General features: G+C 62.4%; 20 protein-coding genes. 9 read left to right on the top strand and 11 right to left on the bottom strand.

What is annotated here, in order from left to right:
* Window positions 1-50 precede the first annotated feature (50 nt).
* Window positions 51-1,043, bottom strand: a complete 993-nt coding sequence (locus tag GGI48_RS22335) for an NAD-dependent epimerase/dehydratase family protein (RefSeq protein WP_179600094.1) — start codon at window positions 1,041-1,043, stop codon at window positions 51-53.
* A gap of 107 nt (window positions 1,044-1,150) precedes the next feature.
* Complete coding sequence (locus GGI48_RS22330) at window positions 1,151-2,050, bottom strand: LysR family transcriptional regulator ArgP (RefSeq protein WP_047305851.1); 900 nt, start codon at window positions 2,048-2,050, stop codon at window positions 1,151-1,153.
* A gap of 110 nt (window positions 2,051-2,160) precedes the next feature.
* Here GGI48_RS22330 and GGI48_RS22325 point away from each other — a divergent pair, with 110 nt between their 5' ends.
* From GGI48_RS22325 to GGI48_RS22290, 8 genes are all read left to right on the top strand, one after another.
* Window positions 2,161-2,565, top strand: coding sequence for an ACT domain-containing protein (locus tag GGI48_RS22325; protein ID WP_016966197.1), 405 nt, complete (start codon window positions 2,161-2,163; stop codon window positions 2,563-2,565).
* 2 nt (window positions 2,566-2,567) lie between these two features.
* Window positions 2,568-3,170, top strand: coding sequence for a LysE/ArgO family amino acid transporter (locus GGI48_RS22320; RefSeq protein WP_179600092.1), 603 nt, complete (start codon window positions 2,568-2,570; stop codon window positions 3,168-3,170).
* Between the two features lie 176 nt (window positions 3,171-3,346).
* Window positions 3,347-3,943: a superoxide dismutase gene (locus GGI48_RS22315; RefSeq protein WP_016966196.1), complete on the top strand. Its 597-nt coding sequence runs from the start codon at window positions 3,347-3,349 to the stop codon at window positions 3,941-3,943.
* Between the two features lie 304 nt (window positions 3,944-4,247).
* Window positions 4,248-6,299 (top strand): putative bifunctional diguanylate cyclase/phosphodiesterase, encoded by a 2,052-nt coding sequence (locus tag GGI48_RS22310; RefSeq protein ID WP_016966195.1) that lies wholly within the window; start codon window positions 4,248-4,250, stop codon window positions 6,297-6,299.
* Between the two features lie 161 nt (window positions 6,300-6,460).
* Window positions 6,461-7,801, top strand: coding sequence for an imelysin family protein (locus tag GGI48_RS22305; protein WP_179600090.1), 1,341 nt, complete (start codon window positions 6,461-6,463; stop codon window positions 7,799-7,801).
* 190 nt (window positions 7,802-7,991) lie between these two features.
* On the top strand, window positions 7,992-9,416 hold the full coding sequence (locus tag GGI48_RS22300; RefSeq protein WP_179600088.1) for a di-heme oxidoredictase family protein: 1,425 nt from the start codon (window positions 7,992-7,994) through the stop codon (window positions 9,414-9,416).
* 43 nt (window positions 9,417-9,459) lie between these two features.
* Window positions 9,460-10,524: an imelysin family protein gene (locus GGI48_RS22295; RefSeq protein WP_016966192.1), complete on the top strand. Its 1,065-nt coding sequence runs from the start codon at window positions 9,460-9,462 to the stop codon at window positions 10,522-10,524.
* A gap of 2 nt (window positions 10,525-10,526) precedes the next feature.
* Window positions 10,527-11,624 (top strand): DUF1513 domain-containing protein, encoded by a 1,098-nt coding sequence (locus tag GGI48_RS22290; protein WP_179602095.1) that lies wholly within the window; start codon window positions 10,527-10,529, stop codon window positions 11,622-11,624.
* 87 nt (window positions 11,625-11,711) lie between these two features.
* Here GGI48_RS22290 and GGI48_RS22285 read toward each other — a convergent pair whose 3' ends face one another.
* From GGI48_RS22285 to colR, 5 genes are all read right to left on the bottom strand, one after another.
* Window positions 11,712-11,936, bottom strand: coding sequence for a hypothetical protein (locus GGI48_RS22285; RefSeq protein WP_016965555.1), 225 nt, complete (start codon window positions 11,934-11,936; stop codon window positions 11,712-11,714).
* Between the two features lie 2 nt (window positions 11,937-11,938).
* Window positions 11,939-12,652: a lipopolysaccharide kinase InaA family protein gene (locus GGI48_RS22280; RefSeq protein WP_179600086.1), complete on the bottom strand. Its 714-nt coding sequence runs from the start codon at window positions 12,650-12,652 to the stop codon at window positions 11,939-11,941.
* A 3-nt stretch (window positions 12,653-12,655) separates the two neighbouring features.
* A complete protein-coding gene (locus tag GGI48_RS22275; protein WP_042941222.1) occupies window positions 12,656-13,336 on the bottom strand; it encodes a class I SAM-dependent methyltransferase in 681 nt (226 codons plus the stop codon).
* 198 nt (window positions 13,337-13,534) lie between these two features.
* On the bottom strand, window positions 13,535-14,815 hold the full coding sequence (locus tag GGI48_RS22270) for a sensor histidine kinase (RefSeq protein WP_179600084.1): 1,281 nt from the start codon (window positions 14,813-14,815) through the stop codon (window positions 13,535-13,537).
* Entirely contained in the window at window positions 14,805-15,488 is a 684-nt protein-coding gene (colR, locus tag GGI48_RS22265) for a two-component system response regulator ColR (protein WP_047305857.1), read from the bottom strand. The genes GGI48_RS22270 and colR overlap by 11 nt, the downstream gene beginning before the upstream one ends.
* A 204-nt stretch (window positions 15,489-15,692) precedes the next feature.
* Here colR and GGI48_RS22260 point away from each other — a divergent pair, with 204 nt between their 5' ends.
* Window positions 15,693-17,642: an LTA synthase family protein gene (locus GGI48_RS22260; protein WP_179600082.1), complete on the top strand. Its 1,950-nt coding sequence runs from the start codon at window positions 15,693-15,695 to the stop codon at window positions 17,640-17,642.
* A gap of 152 nt (window positions 17,643-17,794) precedes the next feature.
* Here the strand turns inward: GGI48_RS22260 and groL are convergent, their stop codons facing one another.
* From groL to GGI48_RS22240, 4 genes are all read right to left on the bottom strand, one after another.
* Window positions 17,795-19,438 (bottom strand): chaperonin GroEL, encoded by a 1,644-nt coding sequence (gene groL, locus GGI48_RS22255; protein WP_016965560.1) that lies wholly within the window; start codon window positions 19,436-19,438, stop codon window positions 17,795-17,797.
* 49 nt (window positions 19,439-19,487) lie between these two features.
* The gene (locus GGI48_RS22250) at window positions 19,488-19,781 is read right to left on the bottom strand and encodes a co-chaperone GroES (protein WP_011063093.1); all 294 of its coding nucleotides are present in this window, start codon (window positions 19,779-19,781) and stop codon (window positions 19,488-19,490) included.
* A 251-nt stretch (window positions 19,782-20,032) separates the two neighbouring features.
* Window positions 20,033-20,509 (bottom strand): FxsA family protein, encoded by a 477-nt coding sequence (locus GGI48_RS22245; RefSeq protein ID WP_016965561.1) that lies wholly within the window; start codon window positions 20,507-20,509, stop codon window positions 20,033-20,035.
* 66 nt (window positions 20,510-20,575) lie between these two features.
* Window positions 20,576-21,307, bottom strand: coding sequence for a HugZ family protein (locus GGI48_RS22240; protein WP_016965562.1), 732 nt, complete (start codon window positions 21,305-21,307; stop codon window positions 20,576-20,578).
* Window positions 21,308-21,424: the final 117 nt, after the last annotated feature.

The raw sequence follows: 21,424 nt of genomic DNA, 5'->3' as shown, positions 1-21,424 counted from the left end.
TCAGCCCGGCCAATGGACCGGACCGGGCAAACGGGGTTCAGTCTTTGATTTCAGCTGATGTCCTGGGCCTTCCACCAGGTGCAGAACTCATCCAGGGCGCTCCACAGACTGACCTTGGGCTCATAGCCCAGGTAATGCCGGGCGCGACTGATGTCCAGGGTGAAGTTCTTGTCCATGACCTGCATGCCCAGGCGCGACAGCGTCGGCTCCGGGCGCCCGGGCCAGAGTTTGCAGAACCCCTCGTTGAGCGCCGCGACGCTGTAGGCCAGGCCAAAGGAGCGATAGCGGGTGACTTGTGGCACCTGCATCTGGCGCATCACGTAGTTGACCACGTCCCACAACGGCACCGGCGCGCCGTTGCTGATGTTGTAGACCTTACCCAGGGCCGAGCCGCCGGCATGCAGGCAACTGAACAGGGCCTCGTTGAGGTTGTGCACACTGGTGAAGTCGACCTTGTTCAGGCCATTGCCGACGATGGCCAGACGGCCTTTGCGCTGCATCTTCAGCAGCCGCGGAAAGATGCTCATGTCGCCGGCGCCGGTGACGAAACGCGGGCGCAAGGCAATCACCTCCAGCCCGAACTCCTGGGCACCGAAGACCTTCTGTTCGGCCAGGTACTTGGTGGCCGCATACGGGTGCTTGAAGCGCTTGGGCACTTGTTCCTCGGTCAGCCCCAGATGATCGCGACCATCAAAATAGACCGACGGCGAAGACAGATGCACCAGGCGTTGCACCCGCTGCTTGAGGCAGGCTTCGACCACGTTCTCGGTGACCAGCACATTGCCCAGATGGAAATCCTGATAGCGTCCCCACAGGCCAACAGCACCAGCGCAATGCACCACGGTGTCGACGTCGCGGCACAAATCGCGGACCAGATCGGCATCGCTCAAGTCGCCCGGGATGAACTCCGCGCCACGGCGCACCAGATGCTCCACCGCTTCGGCACGCCGGCCATTGACCCGCACCTCCAGGCCCTGCTCAAGGGCAAAGCGAGCAAAGCGCCCGCCGATGAAGCCGCTTGCGCCGGTAACCAGAATCTTCATGAAATATTCCTAAGAAAAGCAGTGACGAACTACAGAAAAGCAGGGGCAAGCTGCGAGCGACAAGCTGCACGTTAGCCGTTGTCCAGTTGCAGCTTGTCGCTTGACGCTTATGGCTGCTCCCAGGGCACCAACCATTGTGCAGATAAACGGGCCAGGTGCTCGGTCAACAAGCCGAGCAACTGCCCGCCGTTGCGCCAATGATGCCAGTACAACGGCACGTCGATGGGCTTATCCGGCAAAAGCTCCACCAGCGAACCGCGCTGCAGTTGCTCGCGAACCTGCAGCTCGGGCACCAGGCCCCAGCCCAGGCCGGCTTCGGTGAGGCGGATAAAGCCCTCGGACGACGGGCACAGATGATGCTCGAAACCGCCGTTGACGCCCAGGGAGGCGAGGTAGCGATGCTGCAGGAAGTCGTCGGGGCCGAACACCAGCGCCGGGGTCCGGGCCAGTTGCTCGGCACGCACGCCCTGGGGAAAGTGCCGAGCGATGAATGCCGGACTGGCCAGGGCCCGGTAGCGCATGGCCCCCAGCAACAGGCTGCGGGCCCCCGCCACTGGCCGCTCGCTGGCGCAGACACAGGCGGCCACTTCCCCGGCACGCATGCGCTTGAGACCCACGGTCTGGTCTTCCACCACCAGGTCCAGCAGCAGGTGATGCTCGGCGCAGAAGTCCCCAACCGCCTCGGCCCACCAAGTGGCCAGGCTGTCGGCGTTGAGGGCGATGCGCAAGCGCTCCGGCAGCCCTTCTTCATCCAGGGCCGGCACCAGGCTTTGCAGGTCCCGCTCCAGCAGGCGCACCTGCTGCACATGATTGAGCAGGCGCCGGCCGATTTCCGTGGGCGCCGGCGGTGTCGCCCGCACCAGCACCGGCTGCCCGACCCGGGCCTCCAGCAGTTTGATGCGCTGGGAAATCGCCGACTGCGACAACCCCAGCACCTGGGCCGCCCGTTCGAAGCCGGCCTGTTCGATCACCGCAGCCAGGGCAGAAAGCAGCTTATAGTCAAACATCAGTTTTCCTAATGAGCGATCAGCAATATTGGTTTTTCTTATACGGCATGCAACCGGAAAATAGCCAGCCTCAAGCTTCGGTAATACCTCTTCGTTCAAGGATCCTGTTCATGGCCGGTGAAACTTCCCTCGCAACCCTGCTACGCAGCATGAGCCCGCAGCTCAACGACGGCGAATACGTGTTCTGTTCCCTCGCTGACCAGCGCCTGTTGCAGGGCGCCGAGGTGCTGGGCAGCTTTCGCGAACAGGAAGGCCTGACGGTGATCATCCAGCGCCAGGAGGCCGAACGCCTGGGACTGGTCTTCGATTACGTCGCCGCCTGGATCACCCTCAATGTGCATTCGGCACTCGAAGCGGTGGGCCTGACGGCGGCTTTTGCCGGCGCGCTGGGCCGGGCCGGGATCAGTTGCAACGTGATCGCCGGCTACTACCACGATCACCTGTTTGTCGGTCAGGCGGATGCCCGGCGGGCCATGCAGGTCCTGCAACAACTGGCCGCCGGCGAGGAGCAGTAATCATGTGGCAAAGCTATGTAAACGGCCTGTTGGTGGCCGCCGGCCTGATCATGGCCATCGGTACGCAAAATGCCTTCGTCCTGGCCCAGAGTCTGCGCCGTGAGCACCACCTGCCGGTGGCGGCACTGTGCGTCACCTGCGACGCACTGCTGGTGGCCGCCGGCGTATTCGGCCTGGCCACCGTGCTCGCCCAGAGTCCGATGTTGCTGGCCGTGGCGCGCTGGGGCGGCGCGGCGTTCCTGATCTGGTACGGCGCCCAGGCGCTGCGCCGGGCCTGCTCCAAACAAAGCCTGCAACAGGGCGAAGGCCAGACCGTGCGCTCGCTGCGGGCGGTGATGCTCAGCGCCCTGGCGGTGACCCTGCTCAACCCCCATGTGTACCTGGACACCGTGCTGCTGATCGGCTCGCTGGGGGCGCAGCAGACTGAACCGGGCGCCTATGTGGTCGGCGCGGCGAGCGCTTCGCTGCTGTGGTTCTTCACCCTGGCCCTGGGCGCCGCCTGGCTGGCGCCCTGGCTCGCCCGCCCGAGCACCTGGAGGATGCTCGACCTGCTGGTGGCGCTGATGATGTTCAGCGTGGCGTTGCAGTTGATCAGCGCCGCGTGACTTATTCCAAAAGGCTCTGGAACCTCTATCCCACACAGTTGTTGCGTGGTTAAGCCGCACCCCCGGTGCTATGATCCGGTCCCTGCGCCGCAAAGAGTACAAACTCCCCGGCGCATGTCCGGCCGCCCGTGATCGGCCTTGCGCTCACCGCAACTGACCTGATTAGGAGAATCATCATGGCTTTCGAATTGCCGCCGCTGCCTTATGCACACGACGCCCTGCAGCCGCACATTTCCAAGGAAACCCTGGAATACCACCACGACAAGCACCACAACACCTATGTCGTGAACCTGAACAACCTGGTGCCAGGCACCGAGTTCGAAGGCAAGACTCTGGAAGAGATCGTCAAAACCTCTTCGGGCGGCATCTTCAACAACGCAGCCCAGGTCTGGAACCACACTTTCTACTGGAACTGCCTGGCCCCCAACGCCGGCGGCCAACCTACCGGCGCACTGGCCGACGCCATCAACGCGGCGTTCGGTTCGTTCGACAAGTTCAAAGAAGAATTCACCAAGACTTCGGTTGGCACCTTCGGTTCCGGCTGGGGCTGGCTGGTGAAGAAGGCTGACGGTTCCCTGGCCCTGGCCAGCACCATCGGCGCCGGCAACCCGCTGACCAGCGGCGACACCCCGCTGCTGACCTGCGACGTCTGGGAACACGCCTACTACATCGACTACCGCAACGTTCGTCCCAAGTACGTCGAAGCGTTCTGGAACCTGGTCAACTGGAAATTCGTGGCTGAGCAGTTCGAAGGCAAGAACTTCGTCGCTTAAGTCCGTTTGCAGTGCAAAAAACCCGGCCTGGCCGGGTTTTTTTTTGCCTCTGACAAAGCTGGCATCTTGTCCCGCGCAGCCGAGACGCTAAGATTCATCTGATGTAAAAAACAACGCCGCCCCTCAAGTTGCAAGGCGTCGCTACCGACACACTATCCACAGCTATAGCAATCCTGAATCTGATCTCCCGGGCCTGGCCCGCAGACGTCCCGTTTTCGGCGCTGATGTCACTTTGACGGCTATCACGGGATTGCCAATACTCATGGCAACTTGACGCTACACGCACGGAACAAGGAATAGCCCTTTGAAGCTGGAACTCAAAAACAGCTTGTCGGTGAAGTTGCTCCGGGTTGTGCTGCTGTCGGCACTCATCGTCGGCGTGGTTCTGAGCTGCGCCCAGATCGTCTTCGACGCCTACAAGACGCGGCAGGCGGTCGCTAACGATGCCCAGCGCATTCTCGACATGTTTCGCGACCCATCGACACAGGCGGTCTACAGCCTGGATCGGGAAATGGGCATGCAAGTCATAGAAGGCCTGTTCCAGGATGACGCGGTGCGCATGGCCTCCATTGGCCACCCCAACGAAACCATGCTGGCGGAGAAATCCCGCGAGCTGCAGCATTCCCCCAGTCGCTGGCTCACGGATCTGATCCTTGGCCAGGAACGCACCTTCACCACCCAACTGGTTGGCCGTGGCCCCTACAGCGAGTATTACGGCGACCTGAGCATTACCCTCGACACCGCCACCTACGGCCAGGATTTCATCATCAGTTCGGTGATCATCTTTATCTCCGGAGTCCTGCGCGCCCTGGCCATGGGCCTGGTGCTGTACCTGGTCTATCACTGGCTGCTGACCAAGCCGCTGTCACGGATCATCGAGCACCTGACCACCATCAACCCCGACCGCCCCAGCGAACACCAACTGCCCCTGCTCAAGGGCCACGAAAAGAACGAGCTGGGCATCTGGATCAATACCGCCAACCAGCTGCTGGCCTCCATCGAGCGCAACACCCACTTGCGCCATGAGGCGGAAAACAGCCTGCTGCGCATGGCCCAATACGACTTCCTCACCGGCCTGCCCAATCGCCAGCAACTGCAACAGCAACTGGACAAGATCCTGGTGGACGCCGGCCGCCTGCAACGCCGGGTCGCCGTACTTTGTGTGGGCCTGGACGACTTCAAGGGCATCAACGAACAGTTCAGTTACCAGACCGGTGACCAGTTGCTGCTGGCCCTGGCCGACCGCTTGCGTGGTCACAGCGGCCGTCTCGGTGCCCTGGCGCGGTTGGGCGGCGACCAGTTCGCCCTGGTCCAGGCCGATATCGAACAGCCCTATGAAGCGGCGGAACTGGCGCAAAGCATCCTCGACGACCTGGAAGCCACCTTTGCTCTGGATCATCAGGAAATCCGCCTGCGCGCCACCATCGGCATCACCCTGTTCCCGGAAGACGGCGACAGCACGGAAAAACTCCTGCAGAAAGCCGAACAGACCATGACCCTGGCCAAGAGCCGCTCACGCAACCGTTATCAGTTCTACATCGCCAGCGTCGACAGCGAGATGCGCCGGCGCCGGGAACTGGAAAAGGACCTGCGCGAGGCCCTGATCCGGGAACAGTTCTTCCTGGTCTATCAACCGCAGATCAGCTATCGCGACCATCGGGTAGTGGGGGTCGAGGCCCTGATCCGCTGGCAGCACCCCGAGCACGGCCTGGTGCCGCCGGACCTGTTCATTCCCCTGGCAGAGCAGAACGGCACCATCATCGCCATCGGCGAATGGGTACTGGACCAGGCCTGTCGGCAACTGCGGGAATGGCACGACATGGGCTTCACCGACCTGCGCATGGCGGTCAACCTGTCGACGGTGCAACTGCACCACGCCGAGCTGCCGCGGGTGGTCAACAACCTGCTGCAGATCTATCGCCTGCCGCCGCGCAGCCTGGAACTGGAAGTCACCGAAACCGGCCTGATGGAAGACATCAGCACCGCCGCCCAGCACCTGCTGAGCCTGCGCCGCTCCGGGGCGCTGATCGCCATCGACGACTTCGGCACCGGCTATTCGTCCCTGAGCTACCTCAAAAGCCTGCCGCTGGACAAGATCAAGATCGACAAGAGCTTCGTCCAGGACCTGCTGGATGACGACGACGATGCCACCATCGTGCGCGCCATCATCCAACTGGGCAAAAGCCTGGGCATGCAAGTGATTGCCGAAGGCGTGGAAACCGCCGAACAGGAGGCCTACATCATCTCCGAAGGCTGTCATGAAGGTCAGGGCTACCACTACAGCAAACCCCTGCCGGCCCGGGAGTTGAGCGCCTACCTGAAACAGGCGCAGCGCAGTAACGCGGCCATCCTCTGAACAGGCATTGCGCCGGCCCCTCGGTTGACGCAATCCCCCGCTGAATAAGAAATATTTACAGGCACGACCCTTTACACATAATGCAAATCTTTCGCATTATGTCGCAGTTTTGCGCGCCCCCACGCGCCGTCCATTCCCCCTCTCGAAGCAGGATGTTCGCCATGATTCGTATGCCTCTGGCTACCGCCAGTCTGTTGGCCATCGCTATTTCCCTCGCCGGCTGTGGCGAAGGTAAAGACGACAAGGCTGCCGCTCAAGCGCCGACCCCGGCTGCCAGCACTGCCACCCCGGCCAACGACGCCGCGGGCAAGGTCGACGAAGCCGCGGCCAAGGCTGTGGTCGCGCATTACGCCGACATGGTATTTGCCGTTTACAGCGACGCCGAATCCACCGCGAAAACCCTGCAAACCACCATCGATGCCTTCCTCGCCAAGCCCAACGACGAAACCCTGAAGGCCGCCAAGGCTGCCTGGGTGGCCGCACGCGTGCCTTACCTGCAGAGCGAAGTGTTCCGCTTCGGCAACACCATCATCGATGACTGGGAAGGCCAGGTGAACGCCTGGCCGCTGGACGAAGGCCTGATCGACTACGTCGACAAGAGCTATGAACACGCCCTGGGCAACCCCGGCGCCACTGCCAATATCATCGCCAACACCGAGATCCAGGTCGGCGAAGACAAGATCGACGTGAAGGACATCACCCCGGAAACCCTGGCCAGCCTGAACGAGCTGGGCGGTGCCGAGGCCAACGTCGCCACCGGCTACCACGCCATCGAATTCCTGCTCTGGGGCCAGGACCTCAACGGCACCGGTCCCGGCGCCGGCGCGCGTCCGGCGTCCGACTATCTGGAGGGCGCAGGTGCTACCGGCGGCCACAACGATCGTCGTCGCGCCTATCTGAAAGCCGTGACCCAACTGCTGGTCAACGACCTGGAAGAAATGGTCGGCAACTGGAAACCGGACGTGGCCGACAACTACCGCGCCACCCTGGAAGCGGAACCGGCCGAAACCGGCCTGCGCAAAATGCTCTTCGGCATGGGCAGCCTGTCTCTGGGCGAATTGGCCGGCGAGCGGATGAAAGTGTCCCTGGAAGCCAACTCGCCTGAAGACGAGCAGGACTGCTTCAGCGACAACACCCACAACTCGCACTTCTACGACGCCAAGGGCATCCGCAACGTCTACCTGGGCGAATACACCCGTGTCGACGGCACCAAGATGACCGGCGCCAGCCTGTCGTCCCTGGTGGCCAAGGCCGACCCCGCCGCCGACGCCGCCCTGAAAGCCGATCTGGCCGCGACCGAAGCCAAGATCCAGATCATGGTCGACCACGCCAACAAGGGTGAGCACTACGACCAACTGATCGCCGCCGGCAACGAATCCGGCAACCAGATCGTGCGCGACGCCATCGCCGCCCTGGTCAAGCAGACCGGTTCGATCGAACAGGCCGCCGGCAAACTGGGCATCAGCGACCTGAACCCGGACAACGCCGATCACGAGTTCTGATCAGCGCCGCTGGCGCCAAAAGGCGACCTTCGGGTCGCCTTTTTTTGTCGCAGCGAGACTGCAGTGCCTTGGGTGAGCCGTCCCTTGGCAAGCTTGTCTTGAGTCAAACCAAACGATAATTCCTCTTATTCAAACTTCAGCACCCTGTTAGACTTTGCGCCCTTGTTTTGCTCGTCTTGCAGGATGTCCGATGCCTTCGTCGCTGCTTCGCTGGTTCGCTCTGCTCATGGCCCTGGGCCTGAGTGCCTGCGATGACGCTCCACGCTTTACCCGGGCCGAACCGGGTGAAGCCCACGCCGGCGGCGCCACCACGGTCAACAAGGCTGATCGCAACGCCTTTTCTTTGCCCTCGGCCAATCTGCCGGCCACCCGACGCCTGGACTTCAGCGTGGGCAACAGTTTCTTTCGCAACCCCTGGGTCATCGCCCCCTCCACCACCACCGCCCGCGACGGCCTGGGCCCGCTGTTCAACACCAACGCCTGCCAGAACTGCCACATCAAGGACGGCCGCGGCCATCCGCCCGCACCGGAGGCCCTGAACGCGGTGTCCATGCTGGTGCGCCTGTCGATCCCGGATGCCCCGGCCTACGCCAAGGTCATCGAACAGCTCGGCGTGGTGCCCGAACCGGTATACGGTGGCCAGTTGCAGGACATGGCGATTCCCGGCGTCGCTCCCGAAGGCCGAGTCCGAGTCGATTACGACAGCGTGCCGGTACGGTTCAAGGACGGCACCCAGGTGGAGCTGCGCAAGCCCAGGCTGCAGATCACCGACCTGGGTTACGGCCCGATGCACCCCGAGACGCAGTTCTCCGCCCGAGTGGCGCCGCCGATGATCGGCCTGGGGCTGCTGGAAGCCATTCCCGAAGCGGCGATCCTGGCCAACGCTCAGCCCACCACCGGCAACAACCGGATTGCCGGACGGCCCAACTGGGTCTGGGATGACGCCCAGCAAAAGACCGTGCTCGGACGCTTTGGCTGGAAAGCCGGACAACCCAATCTCAATCAACAGAATGTTCACGCGTTTTCCGGCGACATGGGCCTGACCACCAGCCTGCGCCCCTTCGACGACTGCACCGAGGCGCAAACCGCGTGCAAGCAGGCGCCCAACGGCAATGGCCCGGACGGCGAGCCGGAGGTCAGTGACAACATCCTGCGCCTGGTGCTGTTCTATACCCGCAACCTGGCGGTACCGGCGCGCCGCGACGTCGACTCGCCCCAGGTCCTGGCCGGCAAGAACCTGTTCTTCAAGGCCGGTTGCCAGTCCTGCCACACCCCGAGTTTCACCACGGCAGCCGATGCCGCCGAACCCGAATTGGCCAACCAGGTCATCCGCCCCTACAGCGACCTGCTGCTGCATGACATGGGGGAAGGCCTCGCCGACCACCGCACCGAGTTCAAGGCCAGTGGCCGCGACTGGCGCACCGCGCCGCTGTGGGGCATCGGCCTGACGGAAACCGTCAGTGGCCACACCCAGTTCCTGCATGACGGCCGCGCCCGCAACCTGATGGAAGCGGTGCTCTGGCATGGCGGCGAGGCCGAGGGCGCGAAGCAACAGGTGCTCGCGTTCAACGCCGAGCAGCGCGCCGCGTTGCTGGCCTTCCTGAATTCTCTATAACGCTCGACTCAACCGTTTTCTCCACCATAAAGGGAGCCCGAACATGTTCCGCCCCAAACTGCTGTTCACCAGCCTGGCCGCACTCGCTCTGGGCGCCTGCGCGCCCCAGGACCCACAAGCCGTGACCTCGGCGGCCATCGCCAAGCAGGTCATCCTGCCGACCTACAGCCGCTGGGTCGATGCCGACCGCCAGCTGGCCATCAGCGCCCTGGCCTTCTGTGAAGGCAAGCAAAGCCTGGACACCGCCCGTGCCGATTTCCTCCACGCGCAAAAGGCCTGGGCCGAGCTGCAGCCGCTGCTGATCGGTCCGCTGGCCGAGGGCAACCGCTCCTGGCAGGTGCAGTTCTGGCCGGACAAGAAGAACCTGGTGGGCCGTCAGGTCGAGCAACTGGTCAGCGCCACCCCGCAGATCGACGCCGCGACCCTGGCCAAGTCCAGCGTGGTGGTACAAGGCCTGTCGGCCTACGAATACATCCTCTTCGACAGCAAGATCGACATGGCCGACAGCGCGCAGAAAGCCCGCTACTGCCCGCTGCTGACCGCCATCGGTGAACGCCAGAAGCAACTGGCCGAAGAGATCCTGTCGAGCTGGAACACCAACGACGGCATGCTCGCGCAGATGAGCAAGTTCCCCAACCAGCGCTACGCCGACTCCCACGAAGCCATCGCCGACCTGCTGCGGGTCCAGGTCACCGCCCTGGATACCCTGAAGAAGAAACTCGGCACGCCGATGGGCCGCCAGACCAAGGGCATCCCCCAGCCGTTCCAGGCCGACGCCTGGCGCAGCCAGTCGTCCCTGCAAGGCCTGGAAGCCAGCCTCAGCGCCGCCCAGACGGTCTGGGCCGGGGTCGACAACAAGGGCCTGCGTGGCCTGCTACCCGCCGAGCAGAAGCCGTTGGCCGACAAGATCGACGCCGCCTACGCCGCCTCGCTGAAACTCTTTGCCAGCACCCAGCGCTCGCTCACTGAAATGCTCAATGACGACGCCGGGCGCCAGCAACTCAACGACCTGTACGACAGCCTCAACGTGGTCCATCGCCTGCACGAAGGCGAACTGGCCAAGGCGCTGGGGATCCAACTGGGCTTCAACGCCAACGACGGTGACTGATGATGCTGCGACGTCAGGCTTTGGCACTGGGCAGCCTGCTGCTCAGTGCGGTGACCTTGGGCGGCTGGACGCTGTTCAAGCAAAAGGGCAAGCAGCCCTTGCTGCTGTCGGCCAGGGACGATGGGGACGGCAAGCATTACGCCGTCGGTTATCAGCTGGACGGTAAACAGCTGTTTGCCACCCAGGTCGGCCAGCGTTGCCACGACATCATCAATCACCCGCAACTGCCGATCGCGCTGTTCGTGGCCCGACGCCCGGGTACCGAGAGCTACCTGATCGACCTGCGGGACGGCACCTTGCTGCAAACCCTGAACTCGCAGCCTGACCGGCATTACTATGGCCACGCGGTGATCCACAAGGACGGCCAGTGGCTGTACGCCACCGAGAACGACACCCGTGATCCGGGGCGCGGCCTGCTGGGGGTCTACCGTTTTCAAGGCGAACGCCTGGTGCACAGCGGCGAGCTGTCCACCCATGGCATCGGCCCGCACCAGGTGTCGTGGATGCCCGACGGCGAAACCCTGGTGGTGGCCAACGGCGGTATCCGCACCGAAGCCGAAAGCCGGGTGGAGATGAACCTCGACGCCATGGAGCCGAGCCTGGTGCTGATGCAGCGCGACGGCACTCTGTTGAGCAAGGAAACCCTGGCCCAGCAGATGAACAGCGTGCGCCACATGGGCATCGCCAGCGACGGCACCATCGTCACCGGTCAGCAGTTCATGGGCGCCGCCCACGAGTCCTCGGAGCTGTTGGCGATCAAGCGTCCGGGCCAGCCCTTCACGGCTTTCCCGGTCCCCGAACAGCAACTGCAGGCCATGGGGCACTACACCGCCAGCGTCGCCGTGCACAGCGACCTGCGCCTGGTGGCCCTGACCGCCCCACGGGGCAACCGCTTCTTCATCTGGGATCTGGACAGCGGTGCGGTGCGGGTCGATGCCCCGCTGCCGGACTGCGCCGGGGTCGGCGCCGTGGCCGATGGCTTCGTGGTGACCTCTGGCCAAGGCCGCTGCCGCTTCTATGACTGTCGCCAGCAGCAGATTGTGGCAAAACCCCTGGAACTGCCTGCCGGGCTCTGGGACAACCATTTGCATCTGGTCTGACCAGCCCGCGGCCGGCGCCAATGCCCAAGCGTCAGAAAAGCCAAAGGCCTCGCATGGCGAGGCCTTTGGCTGGGCGGGAGAATAGGTTCAGCTCTGGGGTTTCAAGCCCTGGCTCATGCCGAACATGAACAACAGCAAGTCATGATCGGGCCGGGCGGCGACTGTCGATTTGGCGACCCGTGGCAAAGGGCAATGTTCCCCTTGAGCGGCACTGAGCACCTGCGTTCGCGGCTGCTCCCAGACAACCAGGGCCAAGGAAGCAACTGCCAAGGCTCCTGCCAGGAAAACACCTCGTGCAATTTCTAGCTTCATAGCTATAAACCTTTGATGGGGCTGCCAAACGCCGTTTTGTAAAAGTAGTAGAGCTTTTGCCAATCCGTGTCGTTCCACGACGAATGGCGGCGCAGTTGCTTGAGGTCGTGGGCGGCTGCTCGTTGGCTGCTCAAGCGCTGCCGGCACTTCTCGAAATCCAGCAAGGCGATCTGTGGCCGGGCCTGCTCGCCCTCGCCCAGCACCCGCACGAAAATATGCTTGGCGTACAGGCAGCCATGCTGCCAGCGCCCCTTGTGCATGCGTGCCAGGGTCCCCGCCAGTGCCTCCAGCAACCGCTCATGGAACGCTTCACCATGGCGCTCACGCTCACCGGCGGCGTACCAGTTGTCGATTTCCACAAAGCCATCGAGCGCCGCCGTGACCAGCAAGGCTTGCCAGCGATTCTGCGGATCGCGCCGGGCACCGCAGAACACCAGTTCCGGAACCCCCACATCGAGCAACCGCAGGCCTTGCAACGCGGCGAGTTCGCGCAAGACGGTCGGTCGCCCGAAAGGATGCAGCACGCTGCGATAGGTGTGTCCGATCTGTCGCTTGGCATAGAGCAGACGGCCGCTGCTGCTCACAATGCGCTGTACCCCGCTTTCACCGCCTCGACGCTGATTGGGTTCCTCGACCCATTCACCTTGCCTGTTCCAGAAGTCATCGAAGCGATCCGAGGGTGCAACATCCATTTGCGAAGCAGATTCAACAGCCATCCGTTACCTCTTGCGTAATACGTACACTCGCCACATGGCGTAGAGCGGAACAAAATCCAGGTGCTCCTGGACACGAAAACCGGCTTGCCTGAACTCTTTTTCGACGGTGGCGGCCGGTAACACGAAGCGATTCTGGTAAGCCTCTGGCCCCGATTCGGACAAACGCTTGCGCTCCAGGCGCTTGCGTTTCCAGGCCTTGAAATTGCCATCAACCCACAGCGAGATAATCACGCTGTCGCGGGTCACTCGCTGAAACTCCCGTAACAGCGCCATCCGATGCTCGGCCTGGCCCACATGGTGCAACAGCCGCATGGAAAAAATGCAGTCCACGGCGTTGTCCGGCAAATCGATGGCAAAGGCTGACGTTTGCAAAGGCCGTACCCGACTCACCACGTCGGCGGGCTGGGCCGCCATGGCGGTGCTCAGCATAGCCGAAGAATTGTCCGCGCCAATGATGACCCGGTTGGCCTTCTGCGCCAGCAACGGCCAGAAGCGACCCGCACCACAGGGCAGGTCCAGCACCAGACCGGGCTCACCGGCAGCGGCCAGGGCCGCGCGGGCCAGGTGTTCGTCACGCCAGTGGGACAACCGACGCGCCAGGCCATCCTGATGCTTCAGCAGGTATTCCTGGGCATGTTGGGCATCGTATTTGTCGGAAAATTCCAGCTTGATCGGCTTGGCCATCATCAAGGTCTCCTGTAGCTGATGGCCCCACCTTAAGCAGCGGCATGTCAGCGACAGGTCATCCCTTTGTGAAAACTTCGTACCGTCCAAGGGGAAAATATTTCAGACTTTTACAGCCAGCGGGCAATGGCCTAGGGCCACAGCAGGCCAAAAAACGACAAGTGACAGGCCCTGCAGAGCAGGGCCGGATCAAGATACTCAGCTCTTGGCTGGTTGCAGCAGAACGTGAAAACGACAGCCATTGGGGATCATGGTACTGAGACTGACGCTCCAGCCCTGGTTTTCACAGATGCGCTGAACCAGGGACAAGCCCAACCCCAGGCCTTCACCGCGCTTTTCGTCGCCGCGCACGAAGGGCTGGAACATCGCCTCGCGTTTCTCCTCGGGAATGCCCACGCCGCTGTCTTCCACCACAAACCCGCCCGGCTCGAGGCTCAGGCGGATAAAGCCCCGCTCGGTGTAGTGCAAGGCGTTGCGCAGAAGATTGCCCATCACCGCATGCAGGAAGGTGGCGTTGTAGCGCTCGTCGCCGGGCTGGCCGGGCTCGAAGATCAACTCGATGCCTTTGTCCTCGATGGACTCGCGCCACAGGCCGATCAAATCAGTGGCGGCTTGCGTCAGGGTCAGTTGCGGCGACATGCCGGCGTCTTCCCGCTGGGCACGCGCGAGCATCAGGAAGGTCTGCACCAGCTCGCGCATCTCCTCGCAGGCCCGGGCAATGCGTTCAACCTGGGCCCGTCCGCGCTGGTCCAGCCCGGGGTTTTCCAGGAGCAACTCACAGGAGGTGGCCAACACCATCAACGGTGTGCGCAGTTCATGGCTGACATCACTGGTGAACAGCCGCTCGCGGCTCAAGGCCTGGCGCAAGCGCCCCAGGGTGGCGTCGAAGGCGATGGCCAATTCGCCCACCTCATCGGCGGCATAATCCGGCGCCAACGGCGGCGCCAGCCCCAGCAACTGATCGCGATGCCGTACCTGACGGGCCAGACGCACCACCGGCGCCATCACCCGACGCGCCAGGATCCAGCCCAGGAACACCGCCAGCGCCAGGCTCAGGACGAACCCCACCAGCACCACGGCAAACAGCACCCGCTCACGCTCTTCGAAATCGCTCTGATCCTGCAGCAGCACGTAACGCCGGCCATCCACCACTTCGACCATGGCGTGGTAGGACAGCTGCTCGCGAAACACTTCATGGAAGCCCGGGTCCAGGTGGCGCAGGTCCTTGGGCAACTCGAAATCGCCACGACCGCCGCTGTAGTAGAACAGTTGGTCGGGCTCGGGACGGTGGCTCCAGTCGGCCACGTTGTCCATCAACAACAAGCGTTGCAGGTCGCCCCCAAGGCCAGCGGAGATGAGTTTTTCCTCCACCAGGTGCACGGTCGCCACGATGCCCATGGCGAATGCCCCCGCCACCAATGCGCTCATCAAGGCAAAGGCGATGATGATGCGCTGGGCAAGGCTTTGCTTAAACTCCATCACGGCCCTCGGCCAGCCGGTAGCCGACACCGTGCACGGTGTGCAGCAGCGGCTTGGCGAATGGCTTGTCGATCACCTGGCGCAGTTGGTGAACATGGCTGCGCAGGCTGTCACTGTCCGGGCAATCATCGCCCCACAGGGCCTCTTCGAGAATTTCCCGGCGCAGGACATGAGGGCTCTTCTGCATCAACACCGCCAACAGCTTGAGGCCCACCGGGTTGAGCTTGAGCAGGCGCCCTTCGCGGGTGACTTCGAGGGTGTCGAGGTCATAGCTCAGATCGCCCACCTGCAACGCACGCCGACCACCGCCCTGGGTACGGCGCATCACCGCCTCGATTCGCGCCGCCAGTTCCGAGAGGGCAAACGGCTTGAGCAGGTAGTCGTCGGCACCGGACTTGAAGCCCTGCAGCCGGTCATCCAGCTGGTCACGAGCCGTGAGCATGATCACCGGGGTGTCGCGCCGGGCATCTTCGCGCAGACGCTTGCACAGGGTGTAGCCATCGATTCCTGGCAGCATGATGTCGAGCACGATCAGGTCATAATGCTCGGTGGCCGCCAGGTGCAGCCCGGACAAACCATCCTGGGCGCAGTCCACGGTGTAGCCCTTGAGCCCCAGGTAGTCAGCCAGGTTGGCGAGAATATCGCGGTTGTCTTCAACCAGTAGAATTCGCATCGGAACTCTCTCCCTACACAGTTACGGCCGTCTTGGCTCGCGCAGCTTAAGGCCAAGTCCGACTCGCCGCCAGCCTTGTCTGACCGCTGCCGCAGCCCTGTTGCCCGATCAATGTCTTAACGAGTTTTTCACTGAGGGCTCACAACCTGACTACAGCGACAACCTCAAACTACGAAGCATTTGCCCACAAGGAACACCCCCTCGATGGACCTTCTCAAGACCGCGCCCGCGCGCCTAGTGCTGCTGCTGACCGGCACCTGGCTGGCGATTTTCCTGCTGACCCGCAGCATCCTCCTGCTGACCCACCTCAACGAAGCCGGTAACGGCTGGCTGCCGGTGTTCGGCGTCGGCCTGCTCTATGACCTGGGATTCCTGGCCTACGCCGCCCTGCCCCTGGGGCTGGGCCTGTTGCTGTGCCCGGCAAGCCTTTGGCGCCGACGCGGCTTGCGCTGGCTGGTGCAGGGCCTGTTCAGCATCAGCCTGTTCGCCATGCTCTTCACCGCTGTGGCGGAATGGCTGTTCTGGGACGAGTTCGGCGTGCGTTTCAACTTCATCGCCGTCGATTACCTGGTGTACTCCGACGAAGTCCTCAACAACATTCTCGAGTCCTATCCGATCGGATGGTTCATGGGCCTGCTGGCCCTGGCAGCAATCGTCCTGAGCCTGGCGCTACGCAAGCCGCTTGAGGCCGCCCTGGATGCGCCCTTGCCGCCCCTGCGCGGCCGCCTGCTCAGCGCCCTGGGACTGTTGCTGGTGGCCGCGGCCAGTCTGCAACTGCTCAGCCAGGACAGCCCGCGCGCCCAGGGCGGCAACGCCTATCAGAATGAGCTGGCAAGCAATGGCCCATATCAATTCTTTGCCGCCTTTCGCAACAACGAGCTGGACTACTCGCAGTTCTATCGCAGCCTGCCAGCCGAGGTCGTGGCGCGACAGATGCGCGCCGAGTTGAACGAGCCCAATGCCCGCTTCATTGGCCAGGACCCGCTGGATATTCGCCGCGCCATCGATAACCCGGGCACCCCACGCACCCCGAATATCGTCCTGGTGACCCTGGAAAGCTTCAGCGCCAAGTACATGGGTAGCAACGGCGACGACCGCAACCTGACCCCGAACCTGGATGCGTTGCGCGCACAGAGCCTGTACTTCAATAACTTCTACGCCACCGGCACCCGCACCGACCGTGGCCTGGAAGCCATCACCCTGGCGATCCCGCCCACTCCGGGGCGCTCGATCGTCAAACGCATCGGCCGTGAAAGCGGCTTCGCCAGCCTGGGCCAGCAACTGCGCGCCGTGGGCTACGACAGCGTGTTCGTCTACGGCGGGCGCGGTTACTTCGACAACATGAACGCCTTTTTCAGCGGCAACGGCTACCGGGTGGTGGACCAGAGCAGCGTCGAGGAATCCGAGATCCACTTCAAGAACGCCTGGGGCATGGCCGACGAAGACCTCTATAGCCAGACCCTGAAGCTGGCCGATGCCGACTACGCCCAGCAACGGCCCTTTTTGCTGCAACTGATGACCACCTCCAACCATCGGCCGTACACCTACCCCGATGGCCGGATCGACATCAAGTCCGGCAATGGCCGTGACGGCGCGGTGAAATACACCGACTACGCCATCGGCGAGTTCCTCAAGGCCGCGCGGCAAAAGCCCTGGTTCGACAACACCATTTTCGTGTTCGTCGCCGACCACACGGCGGGCAGCGCGGGCAAGGAAGACCTGCCCATCAGCAACTATCAGATTCCGTTGTTCATCTATTCACCCAAGCTGATTCCAGCGCGGGAAAGTGCACAGCTGGCCAGTCAGATCGACCTGGCGCCGACCCTGCTGGGGCTGTTGAACCTGGACTACGAGTCGACCTTCTTCGGGCGCAACCTGCTGCAGGACAACCCACTGCCGCCTCGCGTGCTGGTGGGCAACTATCAGCACCTGGGGCTGTTCGACGGACAGGACCTGGCGATTCTCAGCCCGCGCCAGGGGCTGCGCCGCCATGACCAGGCCCTGGGCGTCAGCCAGGAATCCCGAGTGCCGGACAGCGACCCGCTGATCCAGCGCGGCATCAGCTACTACCAGAGCGCCAGTTATGGCTTCAAGCAGCAGTTGCTGGGCTGGAAGGCGCCCAAGGCAGCAGCGGATGAACTGAGCCAGCGCTGAAGTCATTCGCGGGCCAGCCCGCTCCTACACAGGTGCATCGTTGTAGGAGCGGGCTGGCCCGCGAAGATCCAGGCGCCTCCCATATCCCAGGCATAAAAAAGCCCCGCCGGCTTTCACCGGCGGGGCTTTTTCAGTACAGGGGTAAGGCTGGCTTACATCATGCCGCCCATGCCACCCATGCCGCCCATGTCTGGCATGCCGCCAGCTGCAGGCTTGTCTTCCACGATTTCAGCAACAGCGGCTTCGGTGGTCAGGATCAGACCGCCGATGGACGATGCGGCTTGCAGCGCGGAACGGGTCACCTTGGTTGGGTCCAGGATGCCCATTTCGATCATGTCGCCGTATTCGCTGGTAGCAGCGTTGTAGCCGAAGTTGCCGGCACCTTGCTTGACCTTGTCCACCACCACGCTTGGCTCGTCACCGGAGTTGGCAACGATCTGGCGCAGTGGAGCTTCGATCGCGCGACGCAGAACAGCGATACCCACGTCCTGATCGGCGTTGTCGCCCTTCAGGTCCTTGATGCCTTGCAGAGCACGGATCAGGGCTACGCCACCGCCAGGTACCACGCCTTCTTCAACGGCTGCACGGGTCGCGTGCAGGGCGTCTTCAACGCGGGCTTTCTTCTCTTTCATTTCAACTTCGGAGCCAGCGCCAACCTTGATCACTGCAACGCCGCCGGACAGCTTGGCCAGACGCTCTTGCAGTTTTTCACGGTCGTAGTCGGACGAAGTGTCGGCCACTTGCTGACGGATCTGGGTCACACGAGCCTGGATGTCCGCTTCAACGCCAGCACCGTCGATGATGGTGGTGTTTTCTTTGGACAGGATCACGCGCTTGGCGTTACCCAGGTGCTCCAGGGTGGTGCTTTCCAGGCTCAGGCCGATCTCTTCGGAGATCACGGTACCGCCGGTCAGGACGGCGATGTCCTGCAGCATGGCCTTGCGACGGTCGCCGAAGCCCGGAGCCTTGACGGCAGCGACTTTGACGATGCCACGCATGTTGTTCACAACCAGAGTCGCCAGGGCTTCGCCTTCAACGTCTTCAGCCACGATCAGCAGTGGGCGGCCGGCTTTGGCAACGGCTTCCAGCACGGGCAGCATTTCGCGGATGTTGGAGATCTTCTTGTCCACCAGCAGGATCAGCGGGCCGTCGAGTTCGGCGACCATGGTGTCCGGCTTGTTGATGAAGTAAGGGGACAGGTAGCCACGGTCGAACTGCATGCCTTCTACAACCGACAGTTCGTTTTCCAGGCCCGAGCCTTCTTCAACGGTGATCACGCCTTCTTTGCCGACTTTTTCCATGGCTTCGGCAATGATGTCGCCGATGGAGTTGTCGGAGTTGGCGGAGATGGTGCCGACCTGAGCGATGGCGCGGGAATCAGCGCATGGCTTGGACAGACCTTTCAGCTCTTTGACGATGGCGATGGTGGCCTTGTCGATACCGCGTTTCAGGTCCATCGGGTTCATGCCGGCAGCGACGGCTTTCAGGCCTTCGTTGACGATCGACTGAGCCAGAACGGTAGCGGTGGTGGTGCCGTCGCCAGCGTCATCGTTGGCACGGGAGGCAACGTCTTTGACCAGCTGCGCGCCCATGTTTTCGAAGCGATCTTTCAGCTCGATTTCTTTGGCTACGGAAACGCCGTCCTTGGTGATGGTCGGAGCGCCGAAGCTCTTCTCGATGATCACGTTACGGCCTTTCGGGCCGAGGGTCGCTTTTACCGCGTCAGCCAGAACGTTGACACCGGTGAGCATTTTCTTGCGGGCGGAATCGCCGAATTTAACTTCTTTAGCAGCCATGATCGATATTCCTTAAATACTGTGTAGTAGCGGGAAAATACGCGGGAAATCAGCCTTCGATAACAGCGAGAATCTCGTTCTCGGCCATTACCAGCAGATCTTCGCCATCGACTTTCACGGTGTTGCTGCCGGAGTACGGGCCAAACACCACTTTGTCACCCACTTTCACGGCCAGCGCACGTACTTCACCGTTGTCCAGCACACGGCCGGTACCTACAGCGACGATTTCGCCACGGTTAGGTTTTTCAGCAGCCGAACCAGGCAGAACGATGCCGCCGGCAGTTTTCGATTCTTCTTCGCTGCGACGGATGACGACGCGGTCATGCAGAGGACGAAGCTTCATTGTCGATCTCTCCTAATTGTGGTTTTCAACGGCCGGTGTCGACACCGGCGGGTTAACAAATCCGGCTTTGCCGGGTGCGACTCGACAAGCGAGCCGCGGAAGTCTGTCTGGTGTAAGCACCAGAAACCTTGCGGTGACCGTTACATAAGGGCGCATAAGGTTATTACAAGGGCTGGTCGGAGATTTTTTTACAGGGCTTGCGCCAAAAACGAACACGGCACCCGAAGGTGCCGTGCAGTGGAGCCGCTGAGTTATGAGTCGCGATGCTCGAACTCGCCCTCGATGACATTGGGCTCACGGCCCAATGGCTGTTGCGGCGCAGGGCCGCCGCGGGCCGCGCGCATGTCATCGGCAAAAGCGCGTTGGCGCAGGGCCTGCTCCTCGGCGCGCTGGCGCATCTTGTTGGCCAGCAGGCGACGACTGATCGGCAACAGCATCAACAGACCGAACACATCACTGACGAAACCGGGCAGGATCAACAGGCCGCCGCCCAGGGCCAGCATCAAGCCTTCGAGCATCTGCTGGGCCGGCAGCTCGCCGCGATTGAGGCTTTCACGGGCACGCAGTGCCGTGGCCAGGCCGGCCACGCGCAATACCAGCACACCGAGCATCGAACCGAGAATGATCAGCAGCAGCGCCGGGAAAAACCCGATGGCCGCGCTGACCTTGACGAAGACGAACAGCTCCAGCACCGGGAACAGCAAAAAGAGCAACAGAAAAGGGCGCATCAAATGGTTTCCTCTGCGGAAGAATGCCTTCCAGTAGACCGTAAATGACGTCGCCAATTCGTGAATTCAAGCGCCAACGGCTGGTTTTTTCGGCCATTGATCGGCGTGAGCCAGGAAAACCAGGGCTTCGCGTACTTGTGTCGGCGTGTTGCAAGGCGCCTGGAATGGCAACCAGTACAGCGCCTGAGCAATGCGCAGATGCATGCCCTCGGCATCGATCCCGACCAGTTGCGCCGGCACGCTGTCAGGCAGCCCGGTGAGCTGGACGTAATGGGCGATGGCCTTGGCATGATCGCTGTTCATGTGTTCCACCATGCTCGACTCGGCCTTGCCGGCGAACGGGTTGGCCAGGGTCACCTGATCGACCCAGTGAATCGCCCCGAAACCGCCGATGTAGCGATGACGCACCGGCTTGAGCACCCAGAAATCAAAATCGTGGGCCTTGTGATAGTTCTGCGATTCGGGGAAGTAACGGTAGTAGCGCTCGGCAGCAGCGGCGATTGCCTGCTCATCCGCGAGTTTCTCGGCCTCGGCCAGGTAGGTCAGGCGCCCTACCGCTTGCACGTCGTCGGCATCACGCTCGCCCACCAGCAGCGAACACTTGGAATCCTTCTGCAGATTGTGAGTGTGCTGGGCAATGCGACTGATCAGAATCAGCGGCCGCCCCTCGGCATCCAGGCAATAGGGCACCACGGAGCCAAAGGGAAAACCCGGCATGGCCTTGGAGTGCGTCGACAACACGCCGCGGTATTCCTTGAGCAGCAATTCTCGTGCATTCTTCGCAGCTTCAACGCTCACTTTATGACTCCTTCTGTAAAATCCGTCGAAAACGGACGGGCGCCTGGAGCATTGTTCCAGCTACGCCAATGGGGCAATTCTCGTCTGCAGCCAGATCAGGTCCGGCGGTCGGTCGAG

It is taken from the genome of Pseudomonas protegens (assembly GCF_013407925.2).
Taxonomy (GTDB): domain Bacteria; phylum Pseudomonadota; class Gammaproteobacteria; order Pseudomonadales; family Pseudomonadaceae; genus Aquipseudomonas; species Aquipseudomonas fluorescens_AP.
This window is presented reverse-complemented; position numbering and strand designations above follow the sequence as displayed.